Genomic DNA, 24,574 nt, shown 5'->3' with positions numbered 1-24,574 from the left:
AAATCATAATAAAAAGTTAATAAAACAATAAATAATGGTTAAAATTTGCTTTTCAGGTGTGAATTTTAAGGAAATATCATAAAAACACTAAAAATCTGTAGTTATACTGATGTGAATCTTAGAATTTGCTAGCTTAAATTTTTGATTCTCTATTTTGCCATTAGCATAATTAAATTTAAGCAGACCGGCTTTGGTTAAAATACCAAAACCAAAGCCGTAGCCAAACAGTTTTTCTTTAGTGTTAAGGTTTTTGTTTTCAAAATATGCTGCATCTATAATAGAATGTATGTAAATACTATTCGTTACTTGTAGTCGGTATTCACTATTAATTATACCAAATGAAGATGCTAGTAAACTGTTTTCTTCAAAACCTCTAATGGAATTAATGCCACCGAATCTAAATAACTCATTTTCTAAGTAGGTGTCAGAAATTAGTGTGGAGCCATTCAATTTTAAATAAATGCTGTTTTTTAGATTTAGATTAAACGTTTTAACTGCATCAATAATAAATTGTGATTGCTTAAGAGATTCGTTTGTGAGTTTCCTTTTTCCGAAATTAGTTTCAAAATATAATTTTGAATTAATGGGGAATAAGTAATTATAAGATTGTGGCTTTAAAAACTCATATGCAAAAGAATAATATGAGGTTTTGTAATCGGTTATGTTATTAGACGAAATGTTTTCTGTTAGTAGATTGTTAGATTCTAAGTTTGTTAAGCCAGCATATATTTTGTGTTTAGAATTTATTTGATAATGTAGTTTTGCAGATTGATTTACAGTTGTAAAAGAAGAGTCTCTTTTAAAAATCTGTAATTGTAAATCGACACCAATGGGGGATTTAAATATGTATGGTAGTGTTAATTCGGTGTCGAAAGTTTTTTGATCGTTTTCATCACTCTTGTATAGGAGTTTGAAACTTTCTCCAAAGTTTAAATTATTAGTAAGGTTTAAATTCAAGTAGCCATCAAATTCAAGGTTGTTAGTTTCTTCGTTAGTGCCAAATCCTAAAAAGCCATCAAAGGCATTACTTTTAGATTTTTCAAGGTATATATATAATGATGTAGAATCTTTAGAAAACAAAACTTCAGGAGCTTTTATTTGGTTCGCAAATTTTAAATCATTTAAGCGTTCGGTTTTTCTTTTTATTGAATTTAAATTAAAAGGTTGGTTAGGTTTAATTTTTAAATAATGTTTTAAATAGGAGTGCGGGAATTTTTCGTATCCTTTAATAATGATATTACTAATACTTCTTTCCTTTGTTTTTGATTCAATAATAAGTTCGGCTTTTAGACTGTTACTTTTTGTAATTTCAATATTTGATAATCGTAATTTTGAAAAAGGAAGTCCTTGATTTGAAATTTTTGAATTAATAAAGTTTAAAACGCTTTCAGCTTTGTTGAAGTTTATTATAAAATAATCATCAAAAATATTTTTCGAAATTGAATTTAAAATTTGAGGGTCTATTGAGTTTTTATTATAGTATATATATAAGGAGTCAAATTTATTTTTTAATTGGAATTGAGTAATAAATGTTGAGTCGTTTATTTTTTCTATTAGACTTCGTTTGTTTTCAATATAACCTATTTTATAAAGTTTTTTTTGAATAGAGTTTACTTCATGTTTAATCGAATTAAAATCTAAATGAGTTTTTTTGTAGTTTAAAGAATCGATTATCTCAGTTTCATAATCGGAATTCCCTTTAACTTTAAGTTTAAGATTTTGTGATGTCAACTTTGTTGAAAAAAGTAAACATATAATAAGGATAATGAAAAAGTTTTTTAACACGCTACAAACAACTTATTTAATTGTGTAAATCTAACGGAAAAACCACACTTATAATATGAGGATATGTATAAATTTTAAATTCTATTAAAATCTCTTCGGGAAGGTTTGAAGTAAAAAAAAACTGTTATAGTTTTGAAAAAAGTAGAAAATAAGCAGGTAAATAGCTTTGTAATTTTAGTGATTACACAAGGTCTTAGAGAAAATTTTGGCTATGTTGTGAAAATTAATGAATTAGGGTTTGAAATATTCATTTTAATTTCTACCTTTGCAGCCCTCTTAGAAGAGGATTTTAAAATTTATATATAATATATATGCCAACAATTTCACAATTAGTACGAAAAGGAAGAGCCAAAATAACCAAGAAGAGTAAATCGGCTGCTTTAGATTCGTGTCCTCAAAGACGTGGTGTGTGTACTCGTGTTTACACGACGACTCCTAAAAAACCTAACTCAGCAATGCGTAAGGTAGCAAGGGTTCGTTTAACAAACGGAAACGAAGTAAATGCATACATCGGTGGAGAAGGTCACAATTTACAAGAGCACTCGATAGTATTGGTTAGAGGTGGAAGGGTAAAAGATTTACCAGGAGTTAGATATCACGTAGTTCGTGGAGCTTTAGACACCGCTGGTGTTTCAGGAAGAACGCAACGTAGATCTAAGTATGGTGCAAAACGCCCTAAGAAGTAATTAAAAAACTTTAAGAAGAAGACATGAGAAAAAGAGCAGCAAAAAAGAGACCGCTTTTACCAGATCCACGTTTTAACGATCAGTTAGTAACTCGTTTCGTTAACATGATGATGTGGGATGGGAAGAAATCGGTAGCTTTTAAAGTGTTTTACGATGCGATTGACATTGTAGAATCGAAAAAAACTGACGAAGAAAAAACAGCTTTAGAAATCTGGAAAGATGCTTTATCAAACGTTATGCCTCACGTAGAAGTACGTAGTCGTAGAGTGGGTGGTGCAACATTTCAAATTCCAATGCAAATTCGTCCAGACAGAAAAGTTTCAACAGCTATGAAATGGTTAATTAGCTATTCAAGAAAAAGAAACGAAAAATCTATGGCATTACGTTTAGCTTCAGAAGTTTTAGCAGCAGCTAAAGAAGAAGGAGCAGCGGTTAAGAAAAGAGTTGATACTCACAAAATGGCAGAAGCAAATAAAGCATTCTCTCACTTTAGATTTTAATAAGAAATGGCAAGAAATTTAAAATTAACTAGAAATATAGGTATTGCTGCACATATTGATGCAGGAAAAACTACTACTACAGAGCGTATTCTTTATTATACAGGTGTATCTCATAAAATTGGAGAAGTGCATGATGGTGCTGCTACAATGGACTGGATGGAGCAAGAGCAAGAAAGAGGTATTACTATTACTTCTGCTGCTACAACTTGTGAGTGGAAATTCCCTATTGAAAATGGAGAGCCTACAGCTGATGCAAAAGATTATCACTTTAATATAATTGACACACCGGGTCACGTAGATTTTACTGTTGAAGTAAATCGTTCGTTACGTGTACTTGATGGTTTAGTATTCTTATTTAGTGCAGTTGATGGTGTTGAGCCTCAGTCTGAAACTAACTGGAGATTAGCTGATAACTATAAAGTGCCAAGAATTGGTTTCGTTAATAAAATGGACCGTCAAGGATCAGACTTTTTAGGTGTTTGTCAACAAGTAAAAGATATGTTAAAATCTAATGCGGTGCCAATCGTTTTAAATATTGGTGACGAAGATGATTTTAAAGGTATTATAGATTTAGTAAAAAACCGTGCTATTATATGGCATGATGAAACTCAAGGAGCAACTTTTGATGTTGTTGAGATTCCAGAAGATTTAAAAGAAGAAGCTCGTAAATACCGTGCATTACTTATTGAAGAAGTAGCAGGTTATGATGAAAATCTTTTAGAAAAATTCATGGAAGATGAAGATTCTATTACAGAAGAAGAAGTGCATGCTGCACTTAGAGCTGCTGTAATGGATATGGCTATCATTCCTATGATTTGTGGTTCTGCTTTTAAAAATAAAGGTGTACAATTCTTATTAGATGCTGTATGTCGTTATTTACCTTCTCCTGTAGATAAAGAAGGTATTGTAGGTACAGATCCAAATTCTGGAGAAGAAATTTTACGTAAACCAGATGTAAAGGAGCCGTTTGCTGCTTTAGCATTTAAAATTGCTACCGATCCTTTCGTAGGTCGTTTAGCTTTCTTTAGAGCGTATTCTGGTCGTTTAGATGCAGGTTCTTATGTGTTAAATAATCGTTCAGGTAAAAAAGAACGTATTTCACGTATCTACCAAATGCATGCTAACAAGCAAAATGCAATTGAATATATTGAAGCTGGAGATATTGGAGCTGCTGTTGGATTTAAATCTATTAAGACAGGAGATACACTTTCAGCTGAAAAAAGTCCTATTGTTTTAGAATCTATGGACTTTCCAGATCCAGTAATTGGTATCGCGGTTGAGCCTAAAACTAAAGCAGATGTTGATAAATTAGGAATGGGCTTAGCTAAATTAGCTGAAGAAGATCCTACGTTTACAGTACGTTCAGATGAGGCTTCAGGTCAAACAATTATTTCAGGAATGGGTGAGCTTCACTTAGATGTAATTGTAGATCGTCTTAAACGTGAGTTTAAAGTTGAAGTAAATCAAGGACAACCACAAGTTGAATATAAAGAAGCTATTACACAATCGGCTGATCATAGAGAGGTTTATAAGAAACAATCTGGTGGTCGTGGTAAATTTGCTGACATTGTATTTACAGTGGAACCAGCAGAAGAAGGTCAAGTAGGTCTTCAGTTCGAATCTATAATTAAAGGTGGTAACGTTCCTAAAGAATTTATCCCTTCAATTGAAAAAGGATTTAAAATGGCTATGGTAAACGGACCTTTAGCAGGTTACGAAATCGATGCTATGAAAGTTACTTTAAAGGATGGGTCTTACCACGATGTGGATTCAGATCAACTATCTTTCGAATTAGCTGCTAAGTTAGGATTTAAAGCTTGTGCTAAAGCTGCTAAAGCTGTAATAATGGAACCTATTATGAAACTTGAGGTAATTACTCCTGAAGAAAACATGGGTGATATTGTTGGAGATTTAAATAGAAGAAGAGGTCAAGTAAGTGATATGGGTGATAGAGCTGGAGCAAAAACTGTAAAAGCTACTGTGCCATTATCAGAAATGTTTGGATATGTAACAACATTAAGAACATTATCTTCTGGTCGTGCAACATCAACAATGGAATTTTCACACTATGCTGAAACACCTTCAAATATATCTGAAGAAGTTATTAAAGCAGCAAAAGGAGAACAATCTTAAAAGTTAAGAAAATGAGTCAAAAAATCAGAATAAAATTAAAGTCTTACGATCATAACTTAGTAGATAAGTCTGCTGATAAGATTGTAAAAACAGTAAAAAGTACAGGTGCTGTTGTAACTGGACCAATTCCATTACCAACACACAAGAAAATTTTCACTGTATTACGTTCTCCACACGTAAACAAGAAATCAAGAGAACAATTTCAATTATCTTCTTATAAAAGATTATTAGATATTTACTCTTCGTCATCAAAAACAATTGATGCGTTAATGAAGCTTGAATTACCAAGTGGTGTTGAAGTAGAGATCAAAGTTTAGTTTTAAACTTACATGTCCTGAGCTGCGAGCGAGGGAAAAACGGTAAAAATACAATTCAAGGCTGAAACGTATTTTCAGCCTTGAATTTTAATAACAAATAGTAATAAATTAAATAAATAATTATGTCTGGGTTAATTGGAAAGAAAATCGGTATGACCAGCATCTTTGATGAAAACGGGAAGAATATTCCTTGTACAGTAATCGAAGCTGGACCATGTATCGTTACCCAAGTCAGAACTGAAGAAGTAGATGGTTATAAAGCTATCCAACTTGGTTTCGATGACGCGACAGAAAAAAGCGCTACTAAAGCAGACTTAGGTCATGCTAAAAAAGCGGGTACTTCTGTAAAACGCAAAGTTGTTGAATTCAAAGGTTTTGATGAGGAGTACAAATTAGGAGATGCAATCACTGTTGAACATTTCACTGAAGGTGAATTTGTTGATGTAGCAGGAACATCTAAAGGTAAAGGATTTCAAGGGGTTGTAAAACGTCATGGTTTCGGTGGTGTAGGTCAAGCTACTCACGGTCAACATAACCGTTTAAGAGCGCCAGGATCTATTGGAGCTGCATCTTACCCTGCAAGAGTTTTCAAAGGAATGAAAATGGCAGGAAGAATGGGGGGAGACACAGTTAAAGTTCAAAATTTAAGAGTTTTAAAAGTAGTTTCTGAAAAGAATTTACTTGTGGTTAAAGGTTGTGTACCTGGTCACAAAAACGCTTATGTAATTATTAGAAAATAATGAAGATAGCAGTTTTAGATATAAACGGAAAAGACACAGGTAGAAAGGCAGACCTTTCTAAGGATGTGTTTGCTATTGAGCCTAATGATCATGCAGTATATTTGGATGTTAAACAATATTTAGCAAACCAACGTCAAGGAACTCACAAATCGAAAGAAAGAGCTGAGATTTCTGGAAGTACGCGTAAGATTAAAAAGCAAAAAGGAACTGGTACAGCGAGAGCAGGTAGTATTAAGTCTGGTGTATTTAAAGGTGGTGGTCGTATGTTCGGTCCAAGACCTAGAAATTACAGTTTCAAACTTAATAAAAACTTGAAACGTTTGGCACGTAAATCTGCCTTAAGTATCAAAGCAGGAGAGAAGTCAATTACTGTTTTAGAAGACTTTAGTTTTGACACAGCAAAGACTAAAAACTTTACTGCTGTTTTAAAAGCTTTAGACTTAGAAAACAAAAAAACGCTCTTTGTGTTGGGTGGGTCGAATAATAATGTATATTTGTCATCGCGCAATTTAAAAGGCTCTGAAGTTGTAACTTCTTCAGAAATAAGTACTTACAAGATTTTAAATGCAAATCAAGTAGTGCTTTTAGAAGGAGCTTTAGAAGGAATTGTAACAAATTTAAGTAAATAGAAACAATGAGTATCTTAATTAAACCTATAATCACAGAAAAAGCGACTGCAGATAGCGAGTTAAATAACTGCTATACTTTCGCGGTGAATACAAAGGCGAACAAGGTAGAAATCAAAAAAGCAGTGGAAGCTGTTTATGGTGTTTCTGTTGAAAAAGTTCGTACTATAAATGTCCGTCCAGATAGAAGAACTCGTCATACAAAGACTGGTATTCAACATGGTAAAACAAATGCTGTTAAAAAAGCAATTGTACAACTGGCGGAAGGTGAAATGATTGATTTATACAGTAACATGTAATTAAAGACAGATGTCAGTAAGAAAATTAAAACCAATCACACCAGGACAGCGTTTTAGAGTAGTAAATGGCTATGATGCCATAACTACTGATAAGCCGGAAAAGAGTTTACTCGTTCCGAATAAAAGGTCTGGTGGTAGAAACAGTCAAGGAAAAATGACCATGCGCTATATAGGTGGTGGTCATAAAAGAAAGTATCGTATTATCGATTTCAAACGTAACAAAACTGGAATTCCAGCTGAAGTTAAGTCTATCGAGTACGATCCAAATAGAACAGCTTTTATCGCATTATTGAACTATCAAGATGGCGAAAAAAGATATATCATTGCTCAAAACGGTTTACAAGTAGGGCAAAATATAGTGTCAGGTGAAGAAGGTGTTGCTCCAGAAATTGGAAATTCAATGCCATTAAGTCAAATTCCATTAGGAACTATTATTTCTTGTATAGAGTTACGTCCGGGTCAAGGAGCTGTTATGGCTCGTAGCGCTGGTGCCTTTGCTCAGTTAATGGCAAGAGATGGTAAGTTTGCTACTGTTAAATTACCATCAGGAGAAACAAGATTAATTCTTGCTAACTGTATGGCTACAATAGGTGTTGTATCTAATTCAGATCACCAATTATTAGTAGGTGGTAAAGCAGGTAGAACAAGATGGTTAGGAAGAAGACCACGTACTAGACCAGTAGTTATGAATCCAGTTGATCATCCAATGGGTGGTGGTGAAGGTAAATCTTCAGGTGGACATCCTCGTTCTAGAAACGGTATACCAGCTAAAGGTTATAGAACCCGTTCTAAGACTAAAGCAAGTAATAAATATATTGTAGAACGTAGAAAGAAATAAGACATGGCAAGATCACTAAAAAAAGGACCTTACGTTCATTATAAATTAGAAAAGAAAGTAGCTGTTAATGTTGAATCTAACAAAAAAACAGTAATCAAAACTTGGTCTAGAGCAAGTATGATTACTCCAGATTTTGTAGGACAAACAATTGCAGTTCACAATGGCCGTCAATTTGTACCAGTATATGTTACAGAAAATATGGTAGGTCATAAATTAGGAGAATTTTCACCAACACGTTCATTCCGTGGACATGCAGGTGCTAAAAATAAAGGTAAAAAGTAGTAAGCTATGGGAAGTCGTAAAAAACAAATGGCAGACGCTATTAAGGAAGCTAAAAAGCAAGTTGCTTTTGCTAAACTTAATAATTGTCCTACATCACCAAGAAAAATGCGTTTAGTAGCTGATTTAGTAAGAGGCGAAAAAGTAGAACATGCACTTAATATATTAAAATTCAACCAAAAAGAAGCATCTGGTCGTTTAGAGAAATTGTTATTGTCTGCAATTGCAAACTGGCAAGCTAAAAACGAAGAAGCTAATATTGAAGAGGCTGAATTGATCGTTAAAGAGATAAAAGTTGACAGCGGATCTATGTTAAAAAGATTACGTCCAGCTCCTCAAGGTCGTGCACACAGAATTAGAAAACGTTCAAACCACGTAACAATCGTAGTTGGAGCAAACAATAACACACAAAGCTAAGATAGATATGGGACAAAAAACAAATCCAATCGGGAATCGCTTAGGTATTATCAGAGGATGGGAATCTAACTGGTACGGAGGTAATGATTATGGAGATAAGCTTGCCGAAGACGATAAAATTAGAAAATACGTTCACGCACGTTTATCTAAAGCTAGTGTTAGTAGAGTAATTATCGAAAGAACTCTTAAACTTGTAACCGTTACTATCACAACGGCTCGTCCAGGTATCATTATTGGTAAAGGCGGCCAAGAGGTAGACAAGTTAAAAGAAGAGCTTAAGAAAATTACTGGTAAAGAAGTTCAGATTAACATCTTTGAAATTAAAAGACCTGAACTTGATGCATTTTTAGTAGGATCTAGCATCGCTCGTCAAATTGAAAATAGAATTTCATACAGACGTGCAATTAAGATGGCTATTGCTGCTACAATGCGTATGAACGCTGAAGGAATTAAAATCCAAATTAGTGGTCGTTTAAATGGTGCTGAAATGGCACGTTCGGAGCACTACAAAGAAGGACGTATTCCTTTATCAACCTTCAGAGCCGATATTGATTACGCTTTAGTTGAGGCACACACTACTTATGGTAGATTAGGTGTTAAAGTATGGATCATGAAAGGTGAAGTATATGGTAAAAGAGAACTTTCTCCGCTTGTTGGAATGTCCAAAAAGCAAGGAAAAGGTGGAGCCGGAGGACGTGGTGGAAATAAATCTAACCCTCGTCGTAGAAAGTAATTTTTTATAAAGTAAAGAAAAATGTTACAGCCTAAAAGAACAAAATTTCGTAAACAGCAAAAAGGACGTATGAAAGGTCTTTCTCAAAGAGGAAACCAACTTTCAAACGGAACTTTTGGAATAAAAGTGTTAGATTCAACCTTTTTGACTTCACGTCAAATCGAAGCAGCTCGTATTGCCGCTACACGTTACATGAAAAGAGAAGGGCAACTTTGGATAAAAGTATTTCCAGACAAGCCAATTACCAAAAAGCCTCTTGAAGTACGTATGGGTAAAGGTAAAGGTTCTGTTGAATACTGGGTTGCAGTATGTAAACCAGGAAGAGTTATTTTTGAAATCGGAGGTGTACCTCTTGATGTAGCTAAAGAAGCATTACGCTTAGCAGCTCAAAAATTACCAGTAAAAACTAAGTTCTTAATCGCTAGAGATTACGAAGCATAATTTATTTGATATTATGAAACAATCAGAAATTAAAGAATTATCTGTAGCTGAGTTACAAGAGAAACTTGGTGAAACAAAAAAGAGTTATTCAGACCTAAAATTGGCTCATGCAATATCTCCTTTAGAAAATCCAATTCAATTACGTTCAGTAAGAAGAACAGTAGCTAGAATTGCGACAGAATTAACTAAAAGAGAATTACAATAATTCTGCTGAAAGATGGAAACAAGAAATTTAAGAAAAGAACGTATAGGAGTTGTTACTAGTAACAAAATGCAAAAATCAATAGTTGTTGCAGAAGTTAAAAAAGTAAAACACCCTATGTATGGTAAGTTCGTGTTAAAAACAAAGAAATATGTTGCACACGACGAAACGAACGATTGTAACATTGGTGATACAGTAAAGATCATGGAAACAAGACCTTTAAGTAAATCTAAATGTTGGAGATTAGTAGAAATCCTAGAAAGAGCTAAATAATTATGTTACAACAAGAATCAAGAATAAAAGTAGCAGACAACACTGGAGCTAAAGAAGTTTTAGTTATCCGTGTTTTAGGAGGAACTAAAAGAAGATACGCTTCTGTTGGAGATAAGATAGTTGTTTCTGTTAAAGATGCAACTCCTAATGGAAACATTAAGAAAAAAGCAGTTTCTACAGCAGTTGTTGTACGTACTAAGAAAGAAGTAAGAAGACCAGACGGATCTTATATAAGATTTGATGATAATGCTTGTGTTTTATTAAACCCAACGGGTGAAATGAGAGGAACACGTGTTTTTGGTCCTGTTGCTAGAGAGCTTCGTGATAAACAATTCATGAAAATCGTATCATTAGCACCTGAGGTGCTTTAATACAGAATATTAAGATGGGAAAGCTTAAAATAAAAACTGGAGATACTGTAAAAGTAATTGCTGGAGATCATAAAGGATCTGAAGGTACTGTACAAAAAGTATTGATAGAAAAGAACAAGGCGATTGTTGAGGGTGTAAACATGGTTAAGAAACATACTAAACCAAGTGCACAAAATCCTCAAGGAGGAATCGTAGAGAAAGAAGCTGCTATTCATATTTCTAATTTATCTTTGTTAACTTCAAAAGGAGAAACAACTAGAGTTGGTTATAGAGTAGAAGGCGATAAAAAAGTAAGATTTTCAACAAAATCTAATGAAGTAATATAGTTATGGCATATTCACCTAGACTTAAAGAAGAGTATAAAAGCAAAGTAATTGCAGCTCTTACAGACGAATTTGGATATAAAAATGTAATGCAAGTTCCTAAACTTACTAAGATAGTAATATCTAAAGGTGTTGGAGCTGCCGTTGCAGACAAAAAGTTAATTGACTACGCTGTAGAAGAATTAACTACAATATCTGGACAAAAAGCGATTTCTACATTATCTAAAAAGGATGTTGCAACTTTCAAATTACGTAAAGGAATGCCAATCGGCGCAAAAGTTACTTTACGTGGAGAAAGAATGTATGAGTTTTTAGATCGTTTAGTTACTTCTGCACTTCCACGTGTAAGAGATTTTAACGGAATAAAAGCTACAGGATTTGATGGTCGTGGTAACTACAATTTAGGAGTTACTGAACAAATTATATTCCCAGAGATTAATATTGACAAAGTTAATAAAATCTCAGGTATGGATATTACATTTGTAACAACCGCAGATACTGACAAAGAAGCAAAATCATTATTAACCGAATTAGGATTACCTTTTCAAAAGAACTAAGTTATGGCTAAAGAATCAATGAAAGCCCGTGAGGTAAAAAGAGCTAAAACAGTAGCAAAATATGCTGAAAAACGTAAAGCTTTAAAAGAAGCTGGAGATTATGAAGCATTACAAAAGTTACCAAAAAACGCTTCTCCAATTCGCATGCATAATAGATGTAAATTAACTGGAAGACCTAAAGGATATATGAGAACTTTTGGTATATCTCGTGTAACTTTCAGAGAAATGGCTAACCAAGGTTTAATACCAGGTGTTAGAAAAGCAAGTTGGTAATAAAAAAAGATTATAAATTGGTTTTAGGTTCAAGAAAAAGAGTTTTTTGAAAACCACTACCGCAAATTAATAAATATGTATACAGATCCAATCGCGGATTATCTTACGAGAATTAGAAATGCAGTGCGTGCTAACCACAGAGTGGTTGAGATACCTGCATCTAATTTGAAAAAAGACATTACTAAAATATTATTCGAACAAGGATATATTTTAAGTTACAAGTTTGATGATTCAACAGTACAAGGAACAATTAAAATTGCTCTTAAGTACAACAAAGAAACAAAAGAACCAGTAATTAAAAAACTTCAAAGAATTAGTACTCCAGGTTTACGTAAGTATGCTGGTGCTAATGAATTACCTAGAATTCTTAATGGTCTTGGTATTGCTATTGTCTCTACTTCTCACGGAGTAATGACAGGTAAACAAGCTAAAAGAGATAATGTAGGTGGAGAAATTTTATGTTACGTTCACTAATTTAAAGCCAGGAAGAAATGTCAAGAATAGGAAATAATCCAGTAGCCATTCCAGAAGGTGTAACAGTAGATGTTAAAGATAACGTTGTTACTGTAAAAGGAAAATTAGGAGAGTTAACACAAAATTACGATTCTATTGAAATAAAAGTTGAAGATGGTAGCGTTTGGGTTACTCGTTCTTCTGATTCTAAAGATCAAAAAGCTAAACATGGTTTATACAGATCTTTAATGCATAATATGATTGAAGGTGTATCTAAAGGATGGACTAAAGAATTAGAATTGGTTGGTGTAGGTTATAGAGCCTCAAACCAAGGTCAAAAATTAGATTTAGCCTTAGGATTTTCTCATAATATTATTTTAAATGTAGCTCCAGAAGTAAAAGTGGAGACTATTTCAGAAAAGGGGAAGAATCCAATAGTGAAATTAACATCATTTGATAAACAACTTGTTGGTCAAGTTGCTGCAAAAATTCGTGGTTTTAGAAGACCAGAACCTTACAAAGGAAAAGGTGTTAAGTTTGTTGGTGAAGAAATAAGAAGAAAAGCAGGTAAATCAGCTTAAAAAATTAGTTATGGCATTAACAAAGAATCAAAGAAGATTAAGAATAAAAAACAGAATCCGTAAGGTTGTTTCTGGTACAGAAGCAAGACCTAGATTAGCTGTTTATAGAAGTAATAAAGAAATTTATGCTCAAATAATTGATGATGTATCTGGTAAAACTATCAGCGCTGCATCTTCAAGAGATAAAGATATTAGTTCTGCTAAAGCAAATAAATCAGAAGTAGCTACTCTAGTAGGGAAAGCTGTTGCTGAAAAAGCTTTAAAGGCAGGTATTGAAACTATCGCTTTTGATAGAGGAGGATATTTATATCACGGAAGAGTAAAATCATTAGCTGAAGGAGCCAGAGAGGCAGGACTTAAATTCTAAGAAATTATGTTTCAAAAATATAAAAGTGCAGAGTTAGTAAAACCAGGTGGATTAGATCTTAAAGATCGTTTAGTTGGTGTACAAAGAGTTACTAAGGTAACTAAGGGTGGTAGAGCATTTGGTTTTTCAGCAATCGTTGTGGTTGGTGATGAAGCTGGTGTTGTAGGACAAGGTTTAGGTAAATCTAAAGACGTTGCTAGTGCAATTGCAAAAGCTGTTGAAGATGCTAAGAAAAATCTTGTTAGAATTCCTATTATTAAAGGAACGTTACCACACGAACAGAAAGGTAAATACGGTGGTGCAAGAGTAAATATTATTCCTGCAGCTCCAGGTACAGGAGTTATTGCTGGTGGTGCTGTAAGAACAGTACTTGAAGCAGTTGGAGTACACGATGTATTATCTAAGTCGCAAGGGTCTTCAAATCCTCATAATGTTGTAAAAGCTACTTTTGATGCTTTATTACAATTAAGAGATGCGAATGCTATTGCTAAAGATAGAGGTATTTCACTTGAACAAGTTTTTAACGCTTAATAAAGACAGAGATGGCAAAAATTAAAGTAACAAAAGTTAAAAGCGCAATCAATCGCCCACTAAGACAAAAAAGAACTTTAGAAGCTCTAGGTCTTAAAAAGATTGGTCAAGTAAAAGAGCATGAAGCTACACCAAATATACTTGGTATGGTTGCTAAAGTTTCACATTTAGTTTCTGTAGAAGAAACAAAATAATATAACTGAAAATGGATTTAAGTAATTTAAAACCTGCAGAAGGTTCAGTAAAAAATCAAGGAAAAAGAATAGGTAGAGGTCAAGGCTCTGGTAAAGGTGGTACTGCAACTCGTGGTCACAAAGGTGCTAAGTCTCGTTCTGGTTATTCTAAGAAATTAGGATTTGAAGGTGGTCAAATGCCTCTTCAAAGACGTGTTCCTAAATTTGGTTTTACTAATATTAACCGTGTTGAATATCAAGGTATCAATTTAGATACTTTACAACAATTGGTTGATGACAAGAAAATTAAGGATACAGTAGATTTCGATTTATTATTCGCAAACCGTTTAGCTGGAAAAAATGATCTAGTTAAAATATTAGGTAGAGGAGAGTTGAAAGCAAAATTGAAAGTATCTGCTCATAAGTTTACTGCTTCAGCAAAAGCTGCTATAGAAGCTGCTGGAGGAGAAGTTGTAACTTTATAAGACTTATTATAAGTATGAAATTTATAGAATCATTAAAGAATGTTTGGAAAATAGAAGAACTAAGAAACAGAATCATTGTAAGTTTGAGTCTGTTATTAGTTTATCGTTTTGGTGCACAAGTTACACTTCCAGGAATTGATGCAACTCAATTATCTGGATTAGCTAAAGGTACTAATACAGGAATATTAAGTATACTAGACGCTTTTACAGGTGGAGCTTTTGCTAAAGCTTCAGTGTTTGCATTAGGTATTATGCCATACATTTCTGCTTCTATTGTTGTACAATTAATGGGGATAGCAATTCCTTATTTACAAAAACTACAAAAAGAAGGTGCTAGTGGTCAAAAGAAAATTAATCAAATTACACGTTGGTTAACTATTTTGATATGTTTATTTCAAGCACCAGGATATTTAGCTAGTTTACAACCTGCTTTTGGTATACCAGCATCAGCCTTTTTATTAGGTACTGGTTTTACTTTTTACTTTTCTTCAGTAACTATTTTAGTAACTGGCTGTATATTCGCTATGTGGTTAGGTGAAAAAATAACAGATAAAGGTATTGGTAATGGTATTTCACTATTAATAATGGTTGGTATTATAGCTCGTATGCCTGCATCTTTTGTTCAAAATTATGCTTCTAGAATCGAAGGTGGTGGTAATGGTGGATTAATGATGATTTTAATAGAACTTGTAGTTTGGTTTGCAATTATTCTTGCTGCAATATTACTTGTAATGGCCGTTAGAAAAATAGCAGTGCAATATGCAAGAAGAACAGCTTCTGGTGGCTATGAAAAAAGTGCCATGGCAGGATCAAGACAATATATTCCATTAAAGCTTAATGCTTCTGGAGTTATGCCAATTATATTTGCTCAAGCAATTATGTTTGTACCAAGTTGGATTGGAGGGTCTTCTTTTTTGAAAGATTCAACATTTGGAGCATGGTTACAAACTAATTATTCTGATATGTTTGGAGTGGCATATAATATAACATTCGCTTTATTAATTATTGTATTTACATATTTTTATACAGCGATTACTGTGCCTACAAATAAAATGGCAGACGATTTAAAACGTAGTGGTGGTTTTATTCCTGGTATTCGTCCGGGTTCTGAAACTTCAGAATATCTAGATAAAATAATGTCTCAAATAACCTTACCAGGTTCTATATTTTTAGCACTTATTGCTGTGTTCCCAGCATTTATAGTTAATCTTATGGGGGTTCAACAAGGATGGGCGTTGTTTTTTGGAGGTACTTCATTAATAATTTTAGTTGGAGTAGCTATAGATACTATGCAACAAGTAAATTCTTATTTGTTAAATAGACACTATGATGGCTTGATGAAAACTGGTAAAAACAGAAAAGCAATAGCTTAATTTATTATACTATGGCAAAACAAGCAGCAATAGAACAAGACGGAACCATTATAGAAGCATTATCAAATGCGATGTTTCGTGTTGAATTAGAAAATGGTCACATTGTGACAGCACATATCTCAGGTAAGATGCGTATGCATTATATTAAACTTTTACCAGGAGATAAAGTTAAATTAGAAATGAGTCCTTACGATTTAACGAAGGCTCGAATAACTTATAGATACTAATACGATGAAAGTAAGAGCATCAGTTAAAAAAAGAAGTGCAGATTGTAAAATCGTGCGTAGAAAAGGTAGACTTTACGTGATAAACAAAAAGAATCCTAGATTTAAACAAAGACAAGGGTAATTATGGCAAGAATTGCAGGTGTAGACATACCAAAAAACAAAAGAGGAGTGATCTCTTTAACTTATATCTATGGAATAGGTAGAAGTAGAGCAAAAGAAATTTTAGCTGAGGCTAAAGTTGATGAAAGTACAAAAGTTCAAGATTGGACCGACGACCAAATTAGTGGTATTCGTGAAGCTGTTGGAACTTTTACAATCGAAGGTGAATTACGTTCTGAAACTCAATTAAACATTAAACGTTTAATGGATATTGGGTGTTACAGAGGTATTCGTCACAGATCGGGTCTTCCTTTAAGAGGGCAACGTACTAAGAACAACTCTAGAACTAGAAAAGGTAGAAGAAAAACTGTTGCTAACAAAAAGAAAGCAACTAAATAATTAAGTCATTAGTATTTAGTAGTTAGATTGAATCTGTTTGAAATGTAAAAGTTTAGGATTCTAATACTAACAACTAACAACTAGAAACTAAAATAATATGGCAAAAACAAGCACAAAAAAACGTAAAGTTATTGTAGATGCTGTTGGAGAAGCGCATGTAACTGCATCTTTCAATAACATCATAATTTCACTTACCAACAAAAAAGGAGACGTTATTTCATGGTCTTCTGCTGGTAAAATGGGATTTAGAGGTTCTAAGAAAAACACACCTTATGCTGCTCAATTAGCTGCTGAAGATGCTGCTGCTGTAGCACAAGAAGCTGGTTTAAAGAAAGTAAAAGTTTACGTTAAAGGACCAGGAAATGGTAGAGAATCTGCTATTCGTTCTATTCATAATGCAGGTATTGAAGTAACAGAAATTATTGATGTTACTCCATTGCCACATAATGGATGTCGTCCTCCAAAACGTAGAAGAGTATAATCTACATAAATATTAAAAGTTAATATCAACTCAATATACAGTTGGTATTAACTTTTTTATATGTAAATTTGCAAACTGAAAAAAATAATTAACAAGTATCAACAAGAGATCAACGATTATCGAAGGATAAGATTAAGACCTTAATTCATAATCACTCTTAAAAAAACAATTTAAAATGGCAAGATATACTGGTCCTAAAACTAAAATAGCACGTAAATTTGGCGAAGCTATTTTCGGAGAAGATAAATCTTTTGAAAAAAGAAATTACCCTCCAGGTCAACACGGAAACGCTAGACGTCGTGGAAAAAAATCTGAATATGCTATCCAATTAATGGAGAAGCAAAAAGCTAAATATACTTACGGTATTTTAGAAAGACAATTTAGAGGTTTATTTAAAAAAGCAAGAGCTGCACAAGGTATTACTGGTGAAGTTCTTTTACAACTTTGTGAGTCTAGATTAGATAACGTAGTTTTTAGAATGGGAATTGCTCCTACTAGAAGCGCTGCTAGACAATTAGTTTCTCACAGACACATTACTGTAAATGGAGAGTTGGTAAACATACCTTCTTATTCATTAAAAGCAGGAGATGTTGTTGCTGTTAGAGAAAAATCTAAATCACTTGAAACTATTGAAAGATCACTTTCAAACTCAAGTCAAGTTTTCGAATGGATTACTTGGAACTCAGATACAAAACAAGGAACTTATGTTTCTGTACCTGCAAGACTCCAAATTCCAGAAAACATCAACGAACAATTCATCGTCGAATTATACTCTAAATAATAAATTATTAACATTGGTATTTGGCCAAAGGGTTTATAAGTACTTCTTCAAACTTTTATACCGCGCAACCAAATAACAATTAAAACGAAGAACAATATGGCAGTATTTAATTTTCAAAAGCCCGATAAGGTAATCATGATTGATTCTACCGATTATGAAGGGAAATTCGAATTTAGACCGTTAGAACCAGGTTATGGTTTAACAGTTGGAAATGCTTTAAGAAGAGTTTTATTATCTTCATTAGAAGGATTTGCAATTACATCGGTTAGAATAGAAGGTGTAGACCATGAGTTTTCTGCAATAGCAGGTGTTGTTGAAGATGTAACAGAAATCATCTTAAACTTAAAACAAGCTCGTTTTAAAAGACAAATTGAAGATATTGATAACGAATCAATATCTATTTCAATTTCAGGTCAAGAACAAATTACAGCTGGAGATTTTCAAAAATTTATTTCAGGATTCCAAGTGTTAAATACAGAATTAGTTATCTGTAACTTAGATCCTAAAGTGAATTTCAATATGGAAATTACTATTGAAAAAGGTAGAGGTTATGTGCCTGCAGAAGAAAACAAAAAAGCTTCTGCTCCAATTGGAACAATCTTTACAGATTCAATTTACACGCCTATAAAAAATGTTAAGTATAGTATTGAAAACTATCGTGTTGAACAAAAAACTGATTATGAAAAATTAGTTTTTGAAATCATTACTGATGGATCAATTACACCTCAAGATGCATTAACAGAAGGAGCTAAAACATTAATTCACCACTTCATGTTATTCTCTGATGAGCGTATCACTTTAGAAGCTGATGAAATAGCACAAACTGAAACTTATGATGAAGAATCACTTCACATGAGACAGTTGCTTAAAACTAAGTTAATCGATATGGATTTATCTGTTCGTGCTCTTAACTGTTTAAAAGCTGCAGAAGTTGATACTTTAGGTGACTTAGTATCATTCAATAAAAATGATTTAATGAAATTCAGAAACTTCGGTAAGAAGTCTTTAACAGAGCTTGAAGAGCTTGTAAATGTTAAAGGTTTAAACTTCGGAATGGATTTAAGCAAATATAAATTAGATAAAGATTAATTAATCATATTTTGCTCCTCGCTAATCGAGTTTAGTAGCAAGATGATAAAACAAATGTCATGAGACACGGAAAAAAAGTAAATCACTTAGGCAGACAAACTGCTCACAGAAAAGCAATGTTAGCTAATATGGCTTGTTCTTTAATAGAACACAAACGTATTAATACAACAGTTGCTAAAGCTAAAGCATTAAAACAATTTGTTGAGCCAATGATTACTAAATCAAAAGCAGATACAACGCATAACAGACGTATTGTTATGGCAAAACTTAGACAAAAAGATGCTGTAACAGAATTGTTTAGAGATGTAGCTCCTAAGATTGCAGATAGACCAGGAGGTTATACAAGAATTATTAAACTTGGTAATCGTTTAGGTGATAATGCTGATATGGCTATGATCGAACTTGTAGATTACAATGAAATTTACAATGCAGATAAGAAAGCTAAGAAAACTACTAGAAGAAGTAGAAGAGGTGGTTCTAAACCAGCTGCTGCTCCTGTTGTAGAAACTAAAGCATCAAACGAAGAAGAATAAATGTTAATAAGCATTTAAATATAAAGGATAAACTATTTTAGTTTATCCTTTTTTTTGTGCAATTTTGTAAAACTTTTTTAGCGAATAGATGAAATATCAAAAGAAACAAAAAGCCATCATATTATTAGCCGATGGTACTATTTTTTACGGTAAGGCAGTAGGTAATAAACAAGGAACTTCTTTTGGAGAAGTATGCTTTAATACCGGTATGACTGGATACCAAGAGATTTTTACAGATCCATCTTATTATGGACAACTAATGGTAGCAACCAATGCACATATTGGTAATTATGGTACCAATGTAGATGAAATAGAATCAGATTCTATTAAAATTGCTGGTCTTATAGTGAAAAACTTTAGCTATGAATATTCAAGAGATGCCGCTGATGGTTCTTTAGAAGATTTCTTAGATAAAAATAACCTATTAGCAATATCAGATGTAGATACTAGAGCTTTAGTAAGCTATATTAGAGATCACGGTGCTATGAATGCCGTTATATCTACAGATGTTGATAATATTGAAGGATTGAAGAAACAATTAGCCGAAGTTCCAAATATGGAAGGTTTAGAGTTGGCTTCAAAAGTATCAACAAAAGAACCTTATTATTTTGGTGATGAAAATGCTACCTATAAAGTAGCTGCTTTAGATATTGGTATTAAAAAGAACATTCTTAGAAATATAGCAGAAAGAGATGCTTACATAAAAGTGTTTCCATATAATTCAAAGTTCGAAGATTTAGAAGCCTTTAATCCAGATGGGTATTTCTTATCAAATGGACCTGGAGATCCAGAACCTTTAGTAGAAGCTCAAGAAGTTGCTAGAGAAATTATAAAAAGAGATTTACCTTTGTTTGGTATTTGTCTTGGTCATCAAGTTATAGCTCGTGCAAATGGCATTTCTACTTATAAAATGCATAATGGACATAGAGGTATTAACCATCCTGTAAAAAATATGATTACAGGAAAAGGTGAAGTTACATCTCAAAATCATGGTTTTGCTGTGAATAGAGAAGAAGCTGATGCTAATAAAGATTTAGAAATAACGCATGTGCATTTAAATGATAATACTGTAGCTGGTTTAGCTATGAAAAATAAAAATTGTTTTTCGGTACAGTATCATCCAGAAGCAAGTCCTGGACCACATGATTCATCCTATCTTTTCGATCAGTTTATAGAAAATATAAAAAATAAGTAATACTTGTAAATCCTCAAAAAAAGCATTGTTTTTTGAGGATTTTCTTTACTAAAACGTTATAGACGTGTTTTTCAATATTTATTTAAAAACATCCGAAAATAAATAAGAAATAACCGTAAATTTGAAGTAATAATTAAGATTAAAATAAACAAATTATGAGTGTAATAATTAATATTCACGCTAGACAAATATTTGATTCTAGAGGAAATCCTACTGTTGAAGTAGATGTTGTAACAGAAAATGATGTATTAGGTAGAGCTGCTGTACCATCAGGAGCATCAACAGGAGAGCATGAAGCTGTCGAATTAAGAGACGGTGGAAGTGATTATATGGGTAAAGGTGTTTTAAAAGCAGTTGAGAATGTAAATTCAATTATTGCTCAAGAATTATTGGGTGTATCTGTTTTTGAACAAAATGCAATCGATCAAATAATGATTGATTTAGATGGAACACCAAACAAATCAAAATTAGGAGCCAACGCTATTTTAGGTGTTTCTTTAGCAGTTGCTAAAGCAGCAGCAGGAGAGTTAGGTTTACCATTATATCGTTATGTAGGTGGTGTATCTGCTAATACGCTTCCATTACCAATGATGAATATTATTAATGGAGGATCTCATAGTGATGCGCCGATAGCATTTCAAGAGTTTATGATTATGCCTGTTAAAGCAAAAACTTTTACAGATGCAATGAAAATGGGATCTGAGATTTTTCATAACCTAAAAAAGGTTCTTCATGATAGAGATTTAAGTACTGCAGTAGGAGATGAAGGTGGTTTTGCACCAAACTTAGCTGGAGGTACTGAAGATGCTCTAGATACTATAGCAAAAGCAGTTGAGAATGCAGGTTATAAATTTGGAGATGAAGTTAAAATAGCTTTAGACTGTGCTTCTGCTGAGTTTTTTGTAGATGGAAAATACGATTACAAGAAATTTGAAGGAGATACAGGTGTTATAAGAACATCTAAAGAGCAAGCTGAATATTTAGCTGAATTAGTTGCAAAATATCCAATCATTTCTATTGAAGATGGAATGGATGAAAACGACTGGGAAGGTTGGAAATATTTAACTGAATTAGTTGGAGATAAAGTACAATTAGTTGGTGATGATTTATTTGTAACTAACGTTGAGCGTTTATCTAGAGGAATTGAAGAAGGTATTGCTAATTCAATTTTAATTAAAGTAAACCAAATTGGTTCTTTAACAGAAACTATTGCAGCTGTAAACATGGCTAAAAATGCTGGTTATACTTCAGTAATGTCTCACCGTTCTGGAGAAACAGAAGATAATACTATAGCCGATTTAGCAGTAGCTTTAAACTGTGGTCAAATAAAAACAGGTTCTGCATCACGTAGTGATCGTATGGCTAAATATAACCAACTACTTCGTATTGAAGAAGAGTTAGGAGAAGTTGCTTATTTTCCACAAGAAAAAGCATTTAAAGTAAAATAAGAAAATTATTTTTTTTAAGAAAGCGGTTATTAATTTTAATAATCGCTTTTTTTATGCATGAATATTAATGATTTGTTAAATATTAAAAGCTTTTTTAATCTCTTTCTTAAAATCAGTACTAATTTCGTAATTTAGCACTCCGCTAATTATAAAAAAATATTCAAAATATGGCAAACACTGCTTCTATTGAAATTGATGGTAAAAAACATGAATTTCCTTTAGTTAAAGGAACAGAGAATGAGATTGCAATTGATTTTAAAACATTTAGAGCCGCTACTGGTGGCGTTATTACTTTAGATCCTGGTTATAAAAACACAGGTGCTTGCGAAAGTGCTATTACTTTTTTAGATGGAGAAAAAGGGATTTTAAGATATAGAGGCTATTCTATTGAAGAGTTAGCTGAAAAAGCAGATTTTTTAGAGGTTGCTTATCTTTTAATTTTTGGAGAACTTCCTACAAAAGAGCAAAATGATAAGTTTCATGATGATATTAAAGCAGAATCTATTGTTGATGAAGATGTAAAGAAGATATTAGATGCCTTCCCTAAATCAGCGCATCCAATGGGCGTTATTTCATCTTTAACAAGTGCTTTAACAGCTTTTAATCCATCTTCGGTTGATGTATCTTCAGAAGAAGATATGTATAAATCTGTAGTAAGATTATTAGGTAAATTTCCGGTATTAGTAGCTTGGACTTTAAGAAAGAAAGAAGGTTTACCACTTGATTATGGAGATAATTCTTTAGGTTATGTTGAAAACATTTTAAAAATGATGTTTGTAAAACCTAATGGAGAGTATACACAAAGTAAAATTTTAGTTGATGCTTTAGATAAGCTTTTAATTTTACATGCAGATCATGAACAAAACTGTTCTACATCTACAGTTAGAATCGTTGGTTCATCACATGCTGGTTTATTTGCTTCAATTTCTGCGGGTATTTCTGCACTTTGGGGGCCACTTCATGGTGGTGCAAATCAAGCTGTTTTAGAAATGTTAGAAGCTATAAAGGCAGATGGTGGAGACACCAAAAAATATATGGCTAAGGCTAAAGACAAGGAAGATCCTTTCCGTTTAATGGGCTTTGGACATAGAGTCTATAAAAACTTTGATCCTCGAGCAAGAATAATTAAAGTAGCTGCAGATGAAGTTCTAGGAGATCTAGGAGTTGTTGATCCTATTTTAGATATTGCCAAAGGTCTTGAAAAAGAAGCTTTAGAAGATCAATATTTTGTTGATAGAAAATTATACCCGAATGTAGATTTTTATTCTGGAATTATTTATAGAGCTATGGGCATACCAACCGATATGTTTACTGTTATGTTTGCTTTGGGACGTTTACCAGGTTGGATTTCACAATGGCGTGAAATGCGTTTACGTAAAGAACCAATTGGTAGACCAAGACAAATGTATATTGGTGAAACAGAAAGAGCATTTGTGCCAATAGAGAAAAGATAAATAACTTTTATATTTATAATATTGAAAGCTTCATAGGTAACTATGAAGCTTTTTTACTTTCTAAGAAGCTCTTTTTTATACTTTTAATTTAATATTCAGGCATTTTTTGATTTTTAAATAGAATATTCTTAGTTAAATGTAAATTATATTGTTAATTGTTTAAGCAAAACAAAATATATTTTTTAGGTTTGTGCATGCTTAAATTAAATGTAAATAACGAAACCTCTAGGTTACGTACAGTTGTTTTAGGAACTGCAATAAGTAATGGTTCTACACCTAAAGTAGAAGACTGTTATGACCCTAAAAGTATTGAACATGTATTGGCCGGTACTTACCCTAAAGAAGAGGATATGATTCTTGAATTAGAAGCTGTAGCTGCTGTTTTTAAAAAATATGACGTTACTGTTTTAAGACCAGAAGTTATAGAAAATTGCAATCAAATATTTTCTAGAGACATTGCTTTTGTCATTGAAGATAAGATGTTACGGTCTAATATATTGCCTAATAGAGAAGAAGAAGTTGAAGCCATCAAGTATATTTGGGATCAAGTAAGTGAGACTAATCGTATTGTTTTACCAGAAGAATGTCATATTGAGGGTGGAGACGTCATGACATGGAACGATTATATTTTTATAGGTACTTATTCTGGTATTGATTATCCAGATTTAATTACTGCACGTACAAATATGGATGCGGTTATTGCAATACAAGAATTGTTCCCTCATAAAATTGTAAAATCATTTGAGCTTAGAAAGTCTAATATCAATGCTAAAGAAAATGCATTACATTTAGATTGCTGTTTTCAGCCAATAGGAAAGGATAAAGCTATTATTCATAAAAACGGGTTTTTGGTTGAAAGTGAATATCTATGGTTAGTTGATTTTTTCGGAAAAGAAAACGTATTCGAAATAGATAAAAACGAAATGTATAATATGAATAGTAATATCTTCTCTATTTCAGAAGATGTTATTATATCAGATAAAAGTTTTACGCGTTTAAATACTTGGCTAGAACAACAAGGGTTTACGGTTGAAAAAGTATCTTATTCTGAAATTTCAAAACAAGAAGGCTTATTACGTTGTACAACGATGCCGTTAATTAGAGATTAAAAA

At 32.8% G+C, this 24,574-nt stretch carries 38 protein-coding genes; 37 read left to right on the top strand and 1 reads right to left on the bottom strand.

What is annotated here, in order from left to right; genetic code table 11:
* Positions 1–87: 87 nt before the first annotated feature.
* Positions 88–1,731, bottom strand: coding sequence for a POTRA domain-containing protein (locus ACH5TX_RS08645; protein WP_439339102.1), 1,644 nt, complete (start codon positions 1,729–1,731; stop codon positions 88–90).
* Positions 1,732–1,917: 186 nt separating this feature from the next.
* Between ACH5TX_RS08645 and ACH5TX_RS08640 the strand changes: the two genes are divergently transcribed.
* The 37 genes from ACH5TX_RS08640 to ACH5TX_RS08460 all read left to right on the top strand — a co-directional run bounded on the left by ACH5TX_RS08640 (position 1,918) and on the right by ACH5TX_RS08460 (position 24,571).
* Positions 1,918–2,091, top strand: coding sequence for a hypothetical protein (locus ACH5TX_RS08640; RefSeq protein ID WP_439339101.1), 174 nt, complete (start codon positions 1,918–1,920; stop codon positions 2,089–2,091).
* A gap of 5 nt (positions 2,092–2,096) precedes the next feature.
* Positions 2,097–2,471, top strand: coding sequence for a 30S ribosomal protein S12 (gene rpsL, locus ACH5TX_RS08635; protein WP_114299995.1), 375 nt, complete (start codon positions 2,097–2,099; stop codon positions 2,469–2,471).
* Between the two features lie 23 nt (positions 2,472–2,494).
* Positions 2,495–2,971 carry a 30S ribosomal protein S7 gene (gene rpsG / locus ACH5TX_RS08630; RefSeq protein ID WP_439336917.1) on the top strand — a complete coding sequence of 159 codons (477 nt, stop codon included), beginning with the start codon at positions 2,495–2,497 and terminating at the stop codon, positions 2,969–2,971.
* 6 nt (positions 2,972–2,977) lie between these two features.
* On the top strand, positions 2,978–5,104 hold the full coding sequence (fusA, locus tag ACH5TX_RS08625) for an elongation factor G (RefSeq protein ID WP_439339100.1): 2,127 nt from the start codon (positions 2,978–2,980) through the stop codon (positions 5,102–5,104).
* Positions 5,105–5,115: 11 nt separating this feature from the next.
* Positions 5,116–5,421, top strand: a complete 306-nt coding sequence (gene rpsJ, locus ACH5TX_RS08620) for a 30S ribosomal protein S10 (protein WP_007650482.1) — start codon at positions 5,116–5,118, stop codon at positions 5,419–5,421.
* 122 nt (positions 5,422–5,543) lie between these two features.
* Positions 5,544–6,161, top strand: a complete 618-nt coding sequence (rplC, locus tag ACH5TX_RS08615) for a 50S ribosomal protein L3 (RefSeq protein WP_439336919.1) — start codon at positions 5,544–5,546, stop codon at positions 6,159–6,161.
* Positions 6,161–6,790 (top strand): 50S ribosomal protein L4, encoded by a 630-nt coding sequence (rplD, locus tag ACH5TX_RS08610; RefSeq protein WP_439336920.1) that lies wholly within the window; start codon positions 6,161–6,163, stop codon positions 6,788–6,790. The genes rplC and rplD overlap by 1 nt, the downstream gene beginning before the upstream one ends.
* A 5-nt stretch (positions 6,791–6,795) precedes the next feature.
* The gene (gene rplW, locus ACH5TX_RS08605) at positions 6,796–7,086 is read left to right on the top strand and encodes a 50S ribosomal protein L23 (RefSeq protein WP_439336921.1); all 291 of its coding nucleotides are present in this window, start codon (positions 6,796–6,798) and stop codon (positions 7,084–7,086) included.
* A gap of 10 nt (positions 7,087–7,096) precedes the next feature.
* Positions 7,097–7,924 (top strand): 50S ribosomal protein L2, encoded by an 828-nt coding sequence (rplB, locus tag ACH5TX_RS08600; RefSeq protein WP_439339099.1) that lies wholly within the window; start codon positions 7,097–7,099, stop codon positions 7,922–7,924.
* Between the two features lie 3 nt (positions 7,925–7,927).
* On the top strand, positions 7,928–8,206 hold the full coding sequence (gene rpsS, locus ACH5TX_RS08595) for a 30S ribosomal protein S19 (RefSeq protein WP_042499126.1): 279 nt from the start codon (positions 7,928–7,930) through the stop codon (positions 8,204–8,206).
* Between the two features lie 6 nt (positions 8,207–8,212).
* Complete coding sequence (gene rplV, locus ACH5TX_RS08590) at positions 8,213–8,620, top strand: 50S ribosomal protein L22 (protein WP_439336923.1); 408 nt, start codon at positions 8,213–8,215, stop codon at positions 8,618–8,620.
* Positions 8,621–8,627: 7 nt separating this feature from the next.
* A complete protein-coding gene (rpsC, locus tag ACH5TX_RS08585) occupies positions 8,628–9,353 on the top strand; it encodes a 30S ribosomal protein S3 (protein WP_439337516.1) in 726 nt (241 codons plus the stop codon).
* Between the two features lie 21 nt (positions 9,354–9,374).
* Positions 9,375–9,794, top strand: coding sequence for a 50S ribosomal protein L16 (gene rplP, locus ACH5TX_RS08580; RefSeq protein WP_439339098.1), 420 nt, complete (start codon positions 9,375–9,377; stop codon positions 9,792–9,794).
* Between the two features lie 13 nt (positions 9,795–9,807).
* Positions 9,808–9,999: a 50S ribosomal protein L29 gene (gene rpmC / locus ACH5TX_RS08575; RefSeq protein ID WP_298532135.1), complete on the top strand. Its 192-nt coding sequence runs from the start codon at positions 9,808–9,810 to the stop codon at positions 9,997–9,999.
* 12 nt (positions 10,000–10,011) lie between these two features.
* Positions 10,012–10,269, top strand: coding sequence for a 30S ribosomal protein S17 (gene rpsQ, locus ACH5TX_RS08570; protein ID WP_019386276.1), 258 nt, complete (start codon positions 10,012–10,014; stop codon positions 10,267–10,269).
* A 2-nt stretch (positions 10,270–10,271) separates the two neighbouring features.
* Positions 10,272–10,640 (top strand): 50S ribosomal protein L14, encoded by a 369-nt coding sequence (gene rplN, locus ACH5TX_RS08565; RefSeq protein WP_069831953.1) that lies wholly within the window; start codon positions 10,272–10,274, stop codon positions 10,638–10,640.
* A 14-nt stretch (positions 10,641–10,654) separates the two neighbouring features.
* Positions 10,655–10,966 carry a 50S ribosomal protein L24 gene (rplX, locus tag ACH5TX_RS08560; RefSeq protein ID WP_439336925.1) on the top strand — a complete coding sequence of 104 codons (312 nt, stop codon included), beginning with the start codon at positions 10,655–10,657 and terminating at the stop codon, positions 10,964–10,966.
* A gap of 2 nt (positions 10,967–10,968) precedes the next feature.
* The gene (gene rplE, locus ACH5TX_RS08555; RefSeq protein WP_439336926.1) at positions 10,969–11,520 is read left to right on the top strand and encodes a 50S ribosomal protein L5; all 552 of its coding nucleotides are present in this window, start codon (positions 10,969–10,971) and stop codon (positions 11,518–11,520) included.
* Between the two features lie 3 nt (positions 11,521–11,523).
* On the top strand, positions 11,524–11,793 hold the full coding sequence (gene rpsN, locus ACH5TX_RS08550; protein WP_298239217.1) for a 30S ribosomal protein S14: 270 nt from the start codon (positions 11,524–11,526) through the stop codon (positions 11,791–11,793).
* Positions 11,794–11,868: 75 nt separating this feature from the next.
* The gene (gene rpsH, locus ACH5TX_RS08545; protein WP_439336927.1) at positions 11,869–12,267 is read left to right on the top strand and encodes a 30S ribosomal protein S8; all 399 of its coding nucleotides are present in this window, start codon (positions 11,869–11,871) and stop codon (positions 12,265–12,267) included.
* Positions 12,268–12,284: 17 nt separating this feature from the next.
* Positions 12,285–12,827: a 50S ribosomal protein L6 gene (gene rplF, locus ACH5TX_RS08540; protein WP_439336928.1), complete on the top strand. Its 543-nt coding sequence runs from the start codon at positions 12,285–12,287 to the stop codon at positions 12,825–12,827.
* A gap of 10 nt (positions 12,828–12,837) precedes the next feature.
* Positions 12,838–13,194: a 50S ribosomal protein L18 gene (gene rplR / locus ACH5TX_RS08535; RefSeq protein WP_439336929.1), complete on the top strand. Its 357-nt coding sequence runs from the start codon at positions 12,838–12,840 to the stop codon at positions 13,192–13,194.
* Between the two features lie 6 nt (positions 13,195–13,200).
* Entirely contained in the window at positions 13,201–13,725 is a 525-nt protein-coding gene (gene rpsE / locus ACH5TX_RS08530) for a 30S ribosomal protein S5 (protein WP_439336930.1), read from the top strand.
* 11 nt (positions 13,726–13,736) lie between these two features.
* Positions 13,737–13,919 (top strand): 50S ribosomal protein L30, encoded by a 183-nt coding sequence (rpmD, locus tag ACH5TX_RS08525; RefSeq protein ID WP_439336931.1) that lies wholly within the window; start codon positions 13,737–13,739, stop codon positions 13,917–13,919.
* 11 nt (positions 13,920–13,930) lie between these two features.
* A complete protein-coding gene (rplO, locus tag ACH5TX_RS08520) occupies positions 13,931–14,383 on the top strand; it encodes a 50S ribosomal protein L15 (protein ID WP_439336932.1) in 453 nt (150 codons plus the stop codon).
* A 14-nt stretch (positions 14,384–14,397) separates the two neighbouring features.
* Complete coding sequence (gene secY, locus ACH5TX_RS08515; protein ID WP_439339097.1) at positions 14,398–15,756, top strand: preprotein translocase subunit SecY; 1,359 nt, start codon at positions 14,398–14,400, stop codon at positions 15,754–15,756.
* Positions 15,757–15,767: 11 nt separating this feature from the next.
* Complete coding sequence (gene infA / locus ACH5TX_RS08510) at positions 15,768–15,983, top strand: translation initiation factor IF-1 (RefSeq protein ID WP_007094967.1); 216 nt, start codon at positions 15,768–15,770, stop codon at positions 15,981–15,983.
* Positions 15,984–15,987: 4 nt separating this feature from the next.
* Positions 15,988–16,104 (top strand): type B 50S ribosomal protein L36, encoded by a 117-nt coding sequence (gene ykgO / locus ACH5TX_RS08505; RefSeq protein WP_013305171.1) that lies wholly within the window; start codon positions 15,988–15,990, stop codon positions 16,102–16,104.
* Positions 16,105–16,106: 2 nt separating this feature from the next.
* Positions 16,107–16,481 carry a 30S ribosomal protein S13 gene (gene rpsM / locus ACH5TX_RS08500; RefSeq protein ID WP_194766089.1) on the top strand — a complete coding sequence of 125 codons (375 nt, stop codon included), beginning with the start codon at positions 16,107–16,109 and terminating at the stop codon, positions 16,479–16,481.
* Between the two features lie 97 nt (positions 16,482–16,578).
* Positions 16,579–16,962: a 30S ribosomal protein S11 gene (rpsK, locus tag ACH5TX_RS08495; protein ID WP_298339242.1), complete on the top strand. Its 384-nt coding sequence runs from the start codon at positions 16,579–16,581 to the stop codon at positions 16,960–16,962.
* Between the two features lie 175 nt (positions 16,963–17,137).
* On the top strand, positions 17,138–17,743 hold the full coding sequence (gene rpsD, locus ACH5TX_RS08490; RefSeq protein ID WP_439339096.1) for a 30S ribosomal protein S4: 606 nt from the start codon (positions 17,138–17,140) through the stop codon (positions 17,741–17,743).
* Positions 17,744–17,839: 96 nt separating this feature from the next.
* Positions 17,840–18,832, top strand: a complete 993-nt coding sequence (locus ACH5TX_RS08485) for a DNA-directed RNA polymerase subunit alpha (RefSeq protein ID WP_415863350.1) — start codon at positions 17,840–17,842, stop codon at positions 18,830–18,832.
* Between the two features lie 59 nt (positions 18,833–18,891).
* On the top strand, positions 18,892–19,365 hold the full coding sequence (gene rplQ, locus ACH5TX_RS08480; protein WP_439336935.1) for a 50S ribosomal protein L17: 474 nt from the start codon (positions 18,892–18,894) through the stop codon (positions 19,363–19,365).
* A gap of 88 nt (positions 19,366–19,453) precedes the next feature.
* Complete coding sequence (carA, locus tag ACH5TX_RS08475) at positions 19,454–20,560, top strand: glutamine-hydrolyzing carbamoyl-phosphate synthase small subunit (protein ID WP_439339095.1); 1,107 nt, start codon at positions 19,454–19,456, stop codon at positions 20,558–20,560.
* Positions 20,561–20,715: 155 nt separating this feature from the next.
* Complete coding sequence (gene eno, locus ACH5TX_RS08470) at positions 20,716–22,008, top strand: phosphopyruvate hydratase (RefSeq protein WP_439339094.1); 1,293 nt, start codon at positions 20,716–20,718, stop codon at positions 22,006–22,008.
* Between the two features lie 167 nt (positions 22,009–22,175).
* On the top strand, positions 22,176–23,462 hold the full coding sequence (locus tag ACH5TX_RS08465; RefSeq protein ID WP_439339093.1) for a citrate synthase: 1,287 nt from the start codon (positions 22,176–22,178) through the stop codon (positions 23,460–23,462).
* Positions 23,463–23,656: 194 nt separating this feature from the next.
* Positions 23,657–24,571: a dimethylarginine dimethylaminohydrolase family protein gene (locus ACH5TX_RS08460; protein ID WP_439339092.1), complete on the top strand. Its 915-nt coding sequence runs from the start codon at positions 23,657–23,659 to the stop codon at positions 24,569–24,571.
* The last annotated feature ends 3 nt before the right edge of the window (positions 24,572–24,574 follow it).

The sequence above is a fragment of the Thalassobellus citreus genome, assembly GCF_044385915.1.
Classification (GTDB): domain Bacteria; phylum Bacteroidota; class Bacteroidia; order Flavobacteriales; family Flavobacteriaceae; genus Thalassobellus; species Thalassobellus citreus.
The sequence above is the reverse complement of the archived record's forward strand: the minus strand, read 5'-3'. Positions and strand labels throughout refer to the sequence as shown.